The following is a 14,301-nucleotide window of genomic DNA, read 5'->3' on the forward strand; positions in this document are numbered from 1 at the left end:
CCCTGAGCGGGCGCGTTTTTGTAGCCCGCCTGTGTTCCTTATCGTCGCCTGTTCACTGACTGCCGCCTGTTTGTTTTGAAGAAAGTACTGATCGCTAATCGCGGAGAAATTGCCCTCCGCATCATTCGTACGTGTCACGAAATGGGGCTCCAAACCGTGGCGGTCTACTCCACCGCCGATGCCGAGTCGCTGCACGTTCGATTCGCCGACGAAGCGGTGTGCATTGGGCCGCCGCCCTCCAACGAGAGTTACCTGCGCCCCGATCGCATCATTGCAGCTGCCGAAGTAACCGGGGCCGACGCCATTCACCCCGGTTACGGATTCCTGTCAGAGAACGCCGAGTTCAGTCAGATCTGCAAAGACAACGAGATCACCTTCATCGGGCCCAAAGCGGAAACCATTCGGGTGATGGGGGAGAAGAGCCTGGCTAAGGAAACGATGGCCGATGCCGGGGTACCCGTAGTGCCCGGCTCCGATGGCATTGTGGCCTCGCTCGAAGATGGAAAGCGCATTGCCGACGAGATCGGCTATCCCGTGATGGTAAAGGCCAGTGCGGGAGGCGGCGGACGCGGCATGCGCATGGTACACGAACCCGAGGACTTTGCCCGCCTCTATGAAGGCGCACGTTCCGAGGCCGATGCAGCGTTTGGCAACCCCGATATTTATATCGAAAAGGTGGTGCAGCAACCACGCCACGTGGAAATCCAGCTGCTGGGCGATGGCAAAGGCAACGTGATGCACTACGGCGAACGGGAATGCTCCATTCAACGCCGTCACCAAAAACTTGTCGAGGAGGCGCCGTCTCCGGTTGTAGACGAGGACCTGCGTGCCCGCATGGGCGAGGCTGCCATTCGAGGCGCAGCTTCCGTAAACTATGCGGGAGCAGGCACCATCGAGTTTCTGGTGGATGCCGAGCAAAACTTCTACTTCATGGAAATGAACACGCGCATTCAGGTCGAACACCCCGTTACCGAAGAGGTAACGAACTGCGATCTGATCGAGCACCAGATTCGCGTGGCCATGGGAGAAACCGTAGAGCACGAAGCCCAGGCGTTGCAGGGCCACTCCATTGAGTGCCGTATCAATGCCGAAAACGCGGCACGCAACTTCAGCCCGTCGCCAGGAAAAGTGACAGCATTCCACCAGCCCGGTGGCCTTGGCGTGCGCGTAGACACCCATGCCTACACCGGATACCTCATCCCCCCCACCTACGACTCCATGATCGCCAAGCTGATCGTGCATGCCGACACGCGCGAGCGGGCGATCAAAAGGATGAAGCGGGCCCTCGATGAGTTTGTTATTGAAGGCGTGCACACAACCATTCCCTTCCATCAGCAGCTGATGGAAAATGAACAGTTCAAAGCGGGTACGTTCGACACACGCTTCATGGACTCGTTTGAATTCGATGAGAACGCCACCTAACCCAACGTGAGGGTTTTCCAAAAACGGCGGGCCTCCCGTCTTCAGTTTTTTCTGTCTCACCCCCCCTGACTTTATGAGCTACCCGAATGACCTCTACTACACCCAAGATCATGAATGGCTGCGCCTCAACGACGATGGCACCGCCGAAGTAGGCATCACTGACTTTGCACAGGGCGAACTTGGCGACATCGTGTTTGTGGAGCTGGAGCCCGAGGGCACCACACTCAATGCCGGCGATATTTACGGCACCGTGGAGGCTGTAAAAACGGTGTCTGAACTGTTCATGCCCGTGTCGGGTACGATTGTAGAGGTTAACACCAGCCTCGAAAGCACCCCCGAGCACGTCAACGACGATCCGTACGGCGACGGCTGGATGGTTGTTATTGAACTGGAAGATGAGTCGGAGTTGGAAGATCTGCTCGACTCAGATTCGTATGCCGACATCGCATAACCCTAACGCAAGTCCCACTCGTGTCTTCGTGTGGGCACCTATTTTTCTCACATGCCTCTCCGTGCCGCATGACCGACGAGCACATTCTCATCGTTGACTTCGGATCGCAGTACACCCAACTCATTGCGCGGCGCATCCGCGAGGCGGGCGTATACTCCGAAATCCACCCCTGCACACGCCCGACCGAAGAACTCGCCGCGCTTCGTCCGGATGGCATTATTCTTTCCGGAGGACCGTGCTCGGTCTATGATGATCATGCGCCGCAACTCGACCCGAATTTACTAAAGCTAACCGGCAAAGACGGCGCTCCGGTGCCGGTGCTTGGCATCTGCTACGGACTGCAGTCGATGGCGCAAAACGCAGGAGGAACGGTCGAGCAAGCCGACCGCCGCGAGTTTGGACGCGCAACGCTGCGCATCCCCGATACCAACGAACCGCTCTTCAATGGCATTCCCGATGGTGCCACCGTCTGGATGAGCCATAGCGATCACCTGGCGGAGCTACCCGACACATACACGGTGCTTGCCCGCACGCAAAACGCTCCCATTGCTGCGGTACGGCATAACGACCATCCGCACTACGGCGTACAGTTTCATCCAGAGGTAGTACATACCAATTATGGAAGCCGCCTGCTCGAAAACTTTGCACTGCGCATCTGTGGCTGCGAAGGCACATGGTCGCCTGCCTCGTTTGTAGAGACGCAGGTGGCCGAAATCCGCGAGCGCGTCGGGGCGCAGCACGTCATCCTTGGCCTGTCGGGCGGCGTAGACTCGTCGGTGGCCGCAGCGCTTTTGCACAAAGCGTTAGGCGATCAGCTCCACTGCATCTTTGTGAACAACGGCCTGCTGCGAAAAGGCGAATGGACGCAGGTGCAGGATACGTTCCGCGGGCACTTTAGTATGGATCTGCGGGCAGTCGACGCCACCCCGCGTTTCCTGGATACGCTAGAAGGCGTAACTGACCCCGAGGAAAAACGTACGCGTATCGGGAATACGTTTATTGACGTGTTCGAGCAAGAAACAAAAGCGCTCACCGATGACTTGGGCGAGCGCCCCGCATTCTTGGCACAGGGCACCCTCTATCCCGATGTCATTGAAAGCGTGTCGTTTAAAGGACCCTCGGTAACCATCAAAACGCACCACAACGTAGGCGGACTGCCCGACCGGCTTGGCTTTGAGTTGCTGGAGCCCTTCCGCGAGCTGTTTAAAGATGAGGTGCGCGAGATCGGTGAACTCTTAGGTGTGCCTCCGGCCATTGTGCACCGGCATCCCTTCCCGGGACCGGGACTGGCCATTCGTATCCTTGGCGAGGTTACCCCCGAGCGCCTGGCCATTGTACGCGAAGCCGATGCCATCTTTATCGAAGAGCTGCGTGCTCATGATTTGTATGATGAGGTGTGGCAAGCATTAGTTGCCCTCTTACCCGTGCAAACCGTGGGCGTGATGGGTGACGAGCGCACCTATGAACATGTATGTGCCCTTCGAGCCGTTACTAGTGTGGATGGCATGACCGCCGACTGGGCGCACTTGCCGCATGACATGCTGGGCCGCACAGCCAACCGGATCGTAAACGAAGTGCGCGGCATCAACCGGGCCACCTACGATATTACGTCGAAGCCGCCGGGTACGATTGAGTGGGAGTAACTCGTATATTATGGGGCGCGCACGTTGCGGCTTTTTGTTTTACCACGATTCTCTATGATCTCTATGTGGCGCTGCATCCTGATTGTTCTTGTGCTTAGCCTTGGTGCCATGCCCGCTGTGCATGCGCAAACCGATAATGGCATTCCCGAAAATGAGGATGCTGAGCTGCTCTTTGAAGAGGGGGTGGCTGCATTTGAAGCGGGCAATTACACTGAAGCCTATGATCGTTTCCGGGCAACGGTTGAGTATCCGCTGCACCGCAAAACAACGGCGGCCTTACTGATGGGCGGACGCGCTCTGTTTCGAGCCGGGCGCTATGCAGATGCCGTCAGTATTCTTGAAACCCTGCTCGACCGCTACCCCGACACAAGTTATCGGTCGGATGCAACACGGCTCATCAATCTGTCCGAAGATGCGCAGCGCGAAGGGCATGCCGCTCCAGATACACTGCGCATTGGCATGATGCTCTCGCTTGAGGATGACGATGCTCCCCTCTCCCAGGCCTTCTTTAACGGCGTACGCCTGGCCGTAGACACACACAACGGAGTAGAGCGCCGGTACGTCGTGCCCTCCGCGTTTCGCGACCGCGACTTTTCAGTTCATGAAACCGCTGACCTCTTAGGCAGCGACCGGGCCGACTCCGAAGGGGCTACGACACTCACCACAGAGCGCGACACGATGGTCATCGACTCGCTTGAAGTGGTGACAGAACAAACTGGCCCCGCCCCCGACCGAGTGGCCAAGATGTACGTGCGCCACCTGGCTACCGAAGACGACCCCAGCGAACGATCGATTACAGCCGCGGTGGACTCACTGGTGCGCCATGACCGCGTCGATGTAATCATTGGACCGTTCTACAGCGATCAGGCGGAAATAGCCGGTGCCGCTGCCGACGATTCGGATGTGGTGCTCATCGCTCCCATGGCGACCGAAGAGAGCGTCTCTGCCGGGCGCGAGTACGTGTTTCAAGCCAACCCGTCGATTGAAATGCGTGGACGTGTTATGGCACGCTACGCAGCTGAGGGCCTGATGGTGCGCTCTAGCGGTATCGTCTATGAGCAGGGCAACACCTTAAGCCGTCGCATGGCCGATGGCTTTCGGGAAGAGGCCCGGTCCATCGGAATTGACGTGCCGTACACCGTGGAGGTGGAAAGCCCACGCCTATGGTCGCGCCTATCCAATGTGATGGAATCGGATACCACCATTACCGACGAAATGCGGGCTGCCACACAGGCGATGTACATTCCGTTTTCAGGGCGCAACGCTCGCGGACGTATCCAAGAGGCACTTACTGGCATGGAGCGTACCCAGATGGGCGTACGCGTACTTGGTAACTCCGAATGGCATAACCTGAACATTGCCCGAGAAGCAAGTCGCTTTAGCACTACGTACACCAACGACTTTTACGTAGACACCGAGCGCGAGGACGTGCAATCGTTCATTCAACACTATGAGATCTTAACGGGAGAGGCGCCTGATGCCGATTCGCCTACAGCAAAGCGGTTAGCCTACACCGGCCACGATGTAGCAGGATATGTGCTGAATACAGATGCCGGTGCTCCGCGACTACGCCCACACGTGCTGCGCAATGCCGGACGATACGATGGACTAGGCATCCGTATTGACTTCAGCAATGGCAATATCAATCAGGGCATGTTTATCCATCGCTATCGCAACAACCAACTCGAACTGGTCCGGTAAGGAAATCGCAGGTTGGTGTTGTTCGGCCCCGTTGGCGACACGTCCTCGACACGGCGCGCTGTGTCGCTACGTTGCATTTCCCCAACTCTCTCTCGTGGCGATGCTCCAACGTCCTCAAACCGCCCCCATCGCGTGGCACTGCATTTTCCAATCTACGCTGATACGGTTGATTCGGCCCCTTCTTCTTGAATGGGTGGTGCCTCGGTCGCCGGGTCGTTGCGAATCCACCGACGGAGCCCGTAAGTGAACAGATACAAGAAGGGCGTATCGAAGGCCGCAATGGCGACCTTGAACACGTACTGGCCAAACACAATGCCTTGCCAGGTAGACCACGCAATGGCTTCTGTCTGTGGGTTGCCGTCAATTTGGGGCCACCACACCAGCGCAATGGTCACCACCATAACGGTATCCACCCCTTGACTGAAAAAGGTGGACCCGTTGTTGCGCAGCCACATGTACTTGCCATCAGTAAGGTTGCGCCAGAACTCAAAGATCTGCACATCAATGTACTGAGCTGTCAGGTAGGCGGTCATCGAGCCCAGCACAATGCCAGGCATCAGCCCAAAGACCATGTCAAACGCCTCTTGCGAGACCGGCGACTCGGCATAAATTGGAGCGATGCCCGCTAGCCACACCACAAGCGTGACGAATACGCTCACTACAAAACCTACGCCCACCACAACACTCGCGCGCTTACGCCCGAACAGTTCGGAGATCAGGTCGGTGACAAGAAACGTGATAGGATAGGCGATAATGCCCGCGGAGAGTTCCTGCCCAAAGAACACGAAAAACTTTCCGGCAATGGCATTGGTCATGACCAGCGCCCCAATGAACACGCCAGCAAGCAATAAAAACACGACCTCGGCGCGGGTTGTGCCTGACTGGCGCAGGACTTCGGTGTCTGCCGCGGTGAAATGACTGGGGGGCAACGAAGAGTCGGCCATGAAAGCGCACCGGAAACAGGTTAAAACACGACGAATCCTGCACGAGTTCTCCGTCCTGCTGTTCCGGCAAAGTAGAGTGCAACCTCATCATGTATCCTCATGGGCAAATTCGCACGCCCATGAGCTATTACTGTGTCACACGTCAAACTTCGGGTAGAAAACGCCTCTCGTTAAATGATGTCATCTTGAGCGGAGCGGCTCCGTCTAGGAGACGTGGAGTCGGACACGAGCGTAGCGACTGATGAGCGAAGCGAATAAAGATCTCCCCCGAAATGAGCAGGGCCGTTCAATCGTCCAGCGCCTGCTGAACGCCGAGGAGATGGTTCGGCGTGCTCCGGGCTGGGCCCGTCGCGTGCTCACCATGACAGGTTTTTTGGAGGGGGGTGGCACACAGAGTTTGGCACGGTCTCCGCACCCTAATATTCAGGCGTGACAGAGTACTACTGCTGTGTCACAGGTCAATGTTTGGGTAACGCATGTGCCCCCTAACGTACCGAGAATAACTCACAATCTTGTCATTGCGAGCGCAGCGACGCAATCTCATGCTATCAGGCCGTATGCAGGCGCCCAATCAACGGCATGAGATCGCACCCCAAGAGTACTCGTTCGCTATCGCTCACAGCGCCACGTCAGTCGCAGGGCTCCCTCCTCGCGATGACAATGTTGGCCCCTAACAATCAGGTGTGACAGAGAACTACAGCCATTCTTGTTCACGATACCATGCGATGGTTTCGGCGACCCCGTCCATCAGGTCAATGGTTGGGGCATAGCCTACTTGCTCCATCGCCTTCTGACTACTGCACATGGTGGCGGCATATCGGATTTCACGAGCTTTCTCTCGGTTTAGTGCAGGATACGATCCCGATATCTTCCCCCACAACTCCGCGGCAGCCCCGACTGCACCAACGAAGAATGTAGGCACCGGTACCGTAAGCGCCCAGGTATCTAGCGCCGAGGTGGACGCCTCTTTCACGTCGTTCCAGGCATACGGAGTACGGCTCCCCAGGAAAAAGACCTCACGTACTGCCTCGGAAGCACGGGCACACTGAATCATCCCCTGAACCAGGTCGCGCACATGTACCAGGCTTACGGCCGGATCACGGCCTCCCCCCACAACAGGACACACATGACTGTTCACGGCCTGAAAAAACGTAAGGATGTCGCGGTCGCGCGGGCCATACACGGCAGGGGGACGCACCACCGTAATGGGCAAGGTGTCCCAGTACGAGGTTGTCATCTGATGTGTGCTACGCAGGGCCGATTCCATTTCGGCTTTACTTCGGCCATAACGACTCACTGGCTCCAACGGATCGTCTTCCGTCGCAATGCCGTCGGCTCCGCGCCCTACGGCAGCCAAACTGCTTGTAACAAGTACCCGATCTAGATTCGGGGCAGTTTGCTGGATCGCACCCAGTAGATTAAGGGTGCCGCGTACGTTGGCCCGATAAAATGCATCCCACGTCTGCGCTCGGGTGATACCTGCAATGTGATACACCTCGTCTACGCCCTTCAGGCCGTCCCACAGCACCTCAACGTCGGTTAAGTCACCTCGTATGGGCGTAATATCGAGCGGGCCCAGCCATTTTTGGCGACTTCGAACCAGGCAGCGCACCTCGTGGCCTTCTTTGAGAAGGGCCTCTACCAGATGGCTTCCGACAAAGCCTGTGCCACCTGTTACGAAAATGGTTTTGGATGATGCCGGAGATGTCATATAACACGCAGCGTGTGGCTAAGAGAGAAACGAGAACGTTAAAAAGGAGACTATCGCTTTCCACATGTAGGAGGAATCCGCGTAGATCATAGCCGTTTCGCATGGCCTCGTTCGGCTCCAACTCGGATGAGAGATCTCTTCACTGAGGAAGATGGAACGTATCCGCTAGGGCAAGCCGTTGCACAGGCTGTATTCATTGCTTTGTTCTGTGAACTTCGTATCCCCCTGTATTTATGCCGATACGCACCCAGATTGAGTGGGATGTTAGTCCAGTGTTGGTTGACCTGGGCCCGTTTCAGATCCACTGGTACGGGCTGCTGTTTATGACCGGCTTTGTGATCGGGTATTTCATTATGCGGTGGATGTTTAAGCAGGAACGCAAACCCCTGCGCGACCTGGATCCGCTGCTCTATTACATGCTGGGCGGAACGATCATTGGAGCACGACTTGGGCATGTCATTTTCTACAACTTCGATTATTACCTGCTGAACCCGATCGAGATTTTATATGTGCATCAGGGCGGGTTAGCAAGCCATGGGGGAGGAATTGGAATTATTGTAGCGCTCTACTTCTACGCCCGCTCCCGACGCGATCAACCGTTTCTTTGGGTAACGGACCGGGTGGTGGTGCCTATGGCGCTGGCCGGTATGTGCATCCGAATCGGTAATGTGTTTAACTCGGAGCTGTACGGCATGGAGGCCGAGGTACCGTGGGCATTTATCTTTACACGGATTGATATGGTGCCTCGCCATCCCGTGCAACTCTACGAGGCACTGGCGTACGGGCTTATTTTTGTGGTGCTGTTTGCCGTCTATCGCTGGTACGTGCAGCCTCGTGCCGTTCAGGGCACCGCCAAACACGGACTCCTTTCGGGCTTATTCCTGATACTGATTTTTACCGCCCGATTTGGATTGGAGTTTTTCAAGGCACCCGTTTCCGATATTGCTGCCACGCTCCCCATTGACATGGGACAATTACTTAGCATTCCCGCTGTGCTGTTGGGGCTGTGGACACTTTGGTACACGCAACGTGAGTCGTGAGGTCGAGCGCTGCAGCAATGCTATAACCGTTCAAGCAGGCGCGCCGCCCGCTCTTTGTAGATCGGATCGGTGACATCGCCAATGGGCAGATCGAGTACGCGTTTGAGTTGGGCGCGAGCGCTATCGGGCCGGTTCATTTCGATAAACGTACGCGCAAGCTCAAACCGGTGCACCACGCGCTCTTCAAGAGCAATGGCCTGCTCGTAGTCGGCAGCGGCGTCGGCATACGACGCATTGGGGAGTCCGCCATAGACGAGTCGCACCACGCGGCGAGACACAAATCCGAGTCCAGCCACCTCGTACGCCCAGCGTCCGCGTACATGATAGGCAAGATCGTTCTCGGGGTTGAGTTCAATCGCCCGGTTGGCGTAGGTATGCACGGTGCGCGATAGCTCGACGCGCTCCCGGGTTCCTGCCACCAGCGCGGCCCGACCTGCAGCCACAGCTTTCGTGAGATGCGCGTTTGAGTGGTCAGGGAGCAGTTCAACGGCTCGCTCGGCATCGGTTACGGCTTGACGCAGAAGCTCCTCGCGGCGGGGTTCATCGCTTTCGCGTTCGGCAACGTCGGTACGGGTGCGCGCCAGTCGCCACAGCACCTCACCATTGTCGGGAAATGCCTCGGCTAACGCTTCCAGCTCATTCATGATGCGCACAAATTCGCCCGTGTGGCGCTCGTCTTCTAAACGCGTGAGTTGCGTATCCACCCAGGCATCGCTGGGAAGGGCAATGCCCCGATCTACCATGAGATCGTGAGTTGTCAATACGTCGGTGGTGTCGGGCTGCGCTTTGATTGGAAGCGCGGTCATCCCCATCCATAAAAGACTAACAACGAAAGCGACACGCAACGGCATTTTGTATGACATGCAATCAGTGCAACTATGCAAGGAGGAGCGATGAATTGCGTATGGCTGCACCAAGAAATGGTTCGTTTTTAGGAGAACAGTTCTATTCCGTAAGAGCCACCGCCTCGTCAAACTCTACACCTACCAGCTTCGACACGCCGTTTTCTTCCATGGTAACGCCGTACATCCGGTCGGCTAGCGCCATGGTGCGCTGGTTGTGGGTGACCAGAATGAACTGCGTATCCGAAGCGAACCGGCGGATCACGTCCATGAACCGTTCTACATTGGTATCGTCGAGAGGAGCATCTACCTCGTCTAAAATGCAGAATGGGCTCGGCTTAACCAGGTAGATAGCGAACAGCAAGGCAATGGAGGTCAGGGCTTTTTCACCACTGGAAAGCTGTTCAAGCGTTTGGGGCCGTTTCCCCGGCGGACGAGCGTGGATTTCGATCGGAGCATCGAGCAGGTCGTCGGCATCTTCGAGAGCGAGGTCGGCTTCGGCGGAGTCACCAAAGAGCTCGGCAAACAACTCCTGAAAGTTTGTGCGTATCGCCTCGAACGTTTGTTCAAACCGCTTGGAGGCCGCTGTATTGATTTCCTCGATGGTTTCAAGCAGCGTCGCTTCCGCCTCCGCCAGGTCCTCTTGCTGTTCGAGTAAGAAGTCGAGGCGCTCTTTTTCTTCCGCGTACTCCTCCACTGCAAGCGGGTTGACATCGCCGATGCGGTTGCGTTTGCCACGAAGCGAGCGGACCTCTTTTCGGGCGTCGTCTACGTCGAAGTCATCAGGAATATGGACTGGATCGTCGTCTAAGTCACGCTCAAAATCCTCTTCGATAGCCGACTCCAATTCCTCGATGCGTGTGTCGATTTCGGCACGGCGAACGGCTGCTTTGTTCTCTTTGGCAATAGCCTGTTCGCGTTCCTGGCGCAAGGTGCGCAGGGTGCGCTCCACCTCGCTCACGTTTTGCTTGGTAGCTTGCAACGCCTCGTCGGCTTCATCCACCGCCTCTTGATAGGCTGATCGTTCGTTGCGGGCCGCTTCAATCTTTTCGTCGAGGTCGTGCTGCGCATCAAGAGCATCGTCAATCGTATCGGCCAACCGACTGATACGTTCTTCGCGTTCGGCCTGCCGTTCGGTAATCGATTCGCGCTGCTCGCGGGTCTGGTCTTGTTCGCGCTTGAGTGACTTTACGCGGTTGCGCGCCTCCACGGCCTCCACCTTGGCGGTGCTATGTGCATCTACAGCGGTTCGCTCGTCGGTTTCGGCATCGCTGACGGCTTCTTGAAGGGTGTCGCGTTGGGCGCGAAGGGTAGCGAGTTTAGATTCGGCCTCTTCGACCGCATCGCGCACGGTTTCAATTTTTGATTTGAGCGCCTCTATTTCATCGGTGTGCTCGGCGACTGACTCGGCATGCTCATCACGGCGTTCAATGGCCGACTGTTGTTCGTAGGTGGCTTGCTCGTAGCGAGCCTCGGCCCGATCAAACGCACGCTCGGTTCGGTTAACGGCAGCCCGGGCATCGTTGAGGTCCGTTTCGGCCTGCTCAAACGCCGTTTCTACGGCCGCATGTTCTTCACGCAGCCGCTGGCAGGCAGCCTGGGCGTCGGCAAGGGTCGCCTTGGCCTCATCCAACTGCTCGCGCCGCCCCACGCGTGAAGCCACCGGCGAAGCATGCTCCTGCCGGCTGCCCCCCCGACGGCGCCCCTGCGTGTCAATCCAGGTACCGGTGGGCGTAAAAATTTGCGCCTGGGACGGTGCTATGTCGATGGCGCTGCTGGCTGCTTCTATCGAGTCGGCGACGAAGCAGTGGCGAAGTAGCAAGTCGGCCAGCGGCGCATACCGATCGTCGGTAACGCGCACATAATTGCGCAGCAGGGTCGTATCCGCAGGCGCGGTGGCCGGTTCAGAGGGATCGGGCAAAGCATCGAGCACAATGAATGTAGCCTGCCCCGCTTCATCGGCTTGGAGTGTTTGGATGGCCGCTTGTGCATCGGCGGCGGTGGGTACAATCACACAGGCCGCCCAATCGCCCAGTGCACCATCTAGTGCAATCCGCCATTCATCGGCACAGCTGAGCACATCGGCTACGGTGGTAAGAGGGTCAAACGGACCGTGCTCGGCCAGATGCTGCACCGCGTCGGAGAACTCGTCGTAGCTAGACACGAGGCTCTGCAACAACTCGACCTCGGCCTCGGCAGCATCCCGGCGGCGCTGCGCCTCGCGATAGGCCTCTTCGACGGCATCCAGCGCTTCGCGTTGCTCGATGTGTTCGCGTTTCGCTGAGGCCAGTTCGTCTTCGGCGGTAGCCAGTTCAGACTCGGCCTGCTCCATCGCCTGACGTGCCTCCTGGGTTTGTTCGGCGGCGGCCTCGGCGTTTTTGGTGAACCGCTCTTTTTGGTCTTCGGCGCGTGCGCGAGCCTCCTCCACCATTTCCAACCGATTTGTATGACGGTCTAGCGTACGGCGGCGCGCGGTCTGTTCCTTTTCGAGTGTAGATAGCGTAGAGCGCAGCGTATTGAGCTCCTCGCGCTGGCCCTCGGCCTTTTGCTCGGCGGCCTTGCGCTTGCGTGCGGCCTCCTTTAACGCCGACTCGGCCTGCTTTTGGGCAGGACGAGCCGCTTCAAGCTGTTCAGCGAGGGCTTTGGCTCGCTCGGTGAGTTCATCGAGACGTTCCGCATCCCGCTCCTGATTGGCCTGCGCTTCCTTACGATCGTCGCGGGCGGTTTTTAGACGTTCGCGGTGCAAGCGTTGCTCGGCCTCCATCTCACTGATAGCTGCCCGATGCTCCTGGAGCGCCTCACGGCGATTGGCCCGTTCCGTCTCTTGCTGGTCTAAGGTTTCGCGCAGCGCTTCGTATCGATCTTCGGCATCGTCGTGCTTTTGATCAAGCGTATCGGCGCGCATCTGGGCCGCCTCTTGCTCGGCGAGCACCTGCGTCCGTTTGTCTTGCAGATTGTCGTACTCAATTTGGGCCAGCCGAAGCTCCAGCGTATGCAGTTCTTCGGAAAGCTCCCTGTGTTGCTTGGCTTTTTTGGCTTGCTTTTTTAGGCGTTTGACTTGCGTGCTAATCTCATCCGTCAGGTCGCGGATGCGTTCTAAGTCGTCTTGGGTATTGTCGAGCTTGCGAAGGGCCTGGCGGCGGCGCATCTTGTAGCGCGTAATGCCCGCGGCCTCTTCAAACATGCGACGGCGGTCGGCAGTGCTGCCCGATACGATTTCGTCGATCATCTTGAGCTCGATGACCGAGTAGGCATCGGCCCCCATGCCCGTATCCATAAACAGGTCGGTGATATCCTTTAGGCGGCATGTGGTATCGTTCATTAGATACTTCGAGGTACCGTCTTGGAACAGCCGCCGCCCAATCGTGACCTCGGAGTATTCGGTAGGAAGCACATTGCGGTTGTTCTCGATCGTGATCTTCACCTCTGCCATCCCCAGTGGCTTGCGGTTCGCTGTGCCGTTGAAGATGACATTTTGCATCTTCTCAGACCGAAGCACGGTGGGGCGTTGCTCGCCAATGGCCCACCGCACGGCGTCTACAATGTTGGATTTACCACATCCATTTGGACCGACAATGGCCGTAATACCGGGGTCAAAGTCTACCGTGGTGCGGTCGGCAAAACTTTTGAATCCGTGCAGTTCAAGGGTGCGAAGATACATAGCACAATCAAGACATCACAGAAAACGAGTTGGCACCGCTGTATAAGGTTAGATACCCAAATACACGCCAACCATGACAGCACGAATCGAGGCGCTCTGCGGAAAAGGGTTTTGCACAAATGGACTGTTTTCAGGCCCCTCCAAAGAGCGCCCTTGCGACACATCTTGAAAGCCGTGCATGTATCGAATGAACACGCTAAGCGGAGTTGGCCCCTCGTCGAGGGTGGCCCCCACCCCTATGAGCCCACTCACATCGGATCGCGTGTAGAAGGTTTCGCTGCTGGGGACCTGCGCCTGAAGAGTGCCACCAATGCTCTGGTTTTCGAACAGCTTCAGGCCATACGAACCGCCAGCTAGAGCAAACAGGTCGAGCCGCCAAACAGAAAACAGATCGGTGCGGAGCTGAAGAGGTACTTCCAAGTACCAGGCACTATAGTTGGTTTGGCCCGTGCCTTCTGTAATCGCTATCGCCTTTTCAGTGATCGCCAGTTCGGGCTGTAGCCCAACCGGTCCAAACAGCTCCAAATGCATCACCCCGCCAATCGACACGCCGGTACGAATAGCGGTGGCCAAGTCGTCGCTGGTTGTTGCCGAGCCAATGTTCGCCCCTACACTTCCACCAAACGAAACCGACTGCCCATGGGCGATGGGAGGAGCGCTCATAAGGGCGAGCACGAGCGTAAGCCATCCAAGTAAGCGCGCCATAAACCTTATTCTTTTGAGACATACTTATAACGGGTGGTACACGCAAACACGCATATCAGTGATCCATAAGACGCGCATGAGAAACAAAATAGCAGAACACAGAAAGGCGGGTCAGGCTGTTTTCCGATCCCGGTGATACTATTACTGAACTTCATGCGTCTACATGTAACGAAGCGGACGT

The 14,301-nt window shown here is 57.1% G+C and carries 10 protein-coding genes; 5 read left to right on the forward strand and 5 right to left on the reverse strand.

Translation table 11 applies throughout. The features are described from left to right. Positions 1-66 precede the first annotated feature (66 nt). From accC to ACZ5AL_RS13395, 4 genes are all read left to right on the forward strand, one after another. On the forward strand, positions 67-1,422 hold the full coding sequence (gene accC / locus ACZ5AL_RS13380; RefSeq protein ID WP_464513301.1) for an acetyl-CoA carboxylase biotin carboxylase subunit: 1,356 nt from the start codon (positions 67-69) through the stop codon (positions 1,420-1,422). Positions 1,423-1,495: 73 nt separating this feature from the next. Further along, positions 1,496-1,873: a glycine cleavage system protein GcvH gene (gene gcvH, locus ACZ5AL_RS13385; protein ID WP_464511011.1), complete on the forward strand. Its 378-nt coding sequence runs from the start codon at positions 1,496-1,498 to the stop codon at positions 1,871-1,873. Between the two features lie 68 nt (positions 1,874-1,941). After that, entirely contained in the window at positions 1,942-3,516 is a 1,575-nt protein-coding gene (gene guaA, locus ACZ5AL_RS13390) for a glutamine-hydrolyzing GMP synthase (protein WP_464511012.1), read from the forward strand. A gap of 63 nt (positions 3,517-3,579) precedes the next feature. After that, positions 3,580-5,217: an ABC transporter substrate-binding protein gene (locus tag ACZ5AL_RS13395; RefSeq protein WP_464511013.1), complete on the forward strand. Its 1,638-nt coding sequence runs from the start codon at positions 3,580-3,582 to the stop codon at positions 5,215-5,217. Between the two features lie 152 nt (positions 5,218-5,369). Here the strand turns inward: ACZ5AL_RS13395 and ACZ5AL_RS13400 are convergent, their stop codons facing one another. Further along, positions 5,370-6,161 (reverse strand): queuosine precursor transporter, encoded by a 792-nt coding sequence (locus ACZ5AL_RS13400; protein ID WP_464511015.1) that lies wholly within the window; start codon positions 6,159-6,161, stop codon positions 5,370-5,372. A gap of 694 nt (positions 6,162-6,855) precedes the next feature. Beyond that, positions 6,856-7,872, reverse strand: a complete 1,017-nt coding sequence (locus tag ACZ5AL_RS13405; RefSeq protein WP_464511016.1) for an NAD-dependent epimerase/dehydratase family protein — start codon at positions 7,870-7,872, stop codon at positions 6,856-6,858. Positions 7,873-8,105: 233 nt separating this feature from the next. On the opposite strand from ACZ5AL_RS13405, the gene lgt reads away from it, so the two are divergent. Beyond that, on the forward strand, positions 8,106-8,912 hold the full coding sequence (lgt, locus tag ACZ5AL_RS13410) for a prolipoprotein diacylglyceryl transferase (RefSeq protein ID WP_464511017.1): 807 nt from the start codon (positions 8,106-8,108) through the stop codon (positions 8,910-8,912). Between the two features lie 20 nt (positions 8,913-8,932). Here lgt and ACZ5AL_RS13415 read toward each other — a convergent pair whose 3' ends face one another. From ACZ5AL_RS13415 to ACZ5AL_RS13425, 3 genes are all read right to left on the reverse strand, one after another. After that, the gene (locus ACZ5AL_RS13415) at positions 8,933-9,718 is read right to left on the reverse strand and encodes a tetratricopeptide repeat protein (RefSeq protein WP_464511019.1); all 786 of its coding nucleotides are present in this window, start codon (positions 9,716-9,718) and stop codon (positions 8,933-8,935) included. Between the two features lie 139 nt (positions 9,719-9,857). Then, complete coding sequence (smc, locus tag ACZ5AL_RS13420) at positions 9,858-13,415, reverse strand: chromosome segregation protein SMC (protein WP_464511020.1); 3,558 nt, start codon at positions 13,413-13,415, stop codon at positions 9,858-9,860. Positions 13,416-13,463: 48 nt separating this feature from the next. Continuing rightward, positions 13,464-14,120 (reverse strand): outer membrane beta-barrel protein, encoded by a 657-nt coding sequence (locus ACZ5AL_RS13425; protein WP_464511021.1) that lies wholly within the window; start codon positions 14,118-14,120, stop codon positions 13,464-13,466. Between the last annotated feature and the right edge of the window lie 181 nt (positions 14,121-14,301).

It is taken from the genome of Natronotalea proteinilytica (assembly GCF_055379935.1).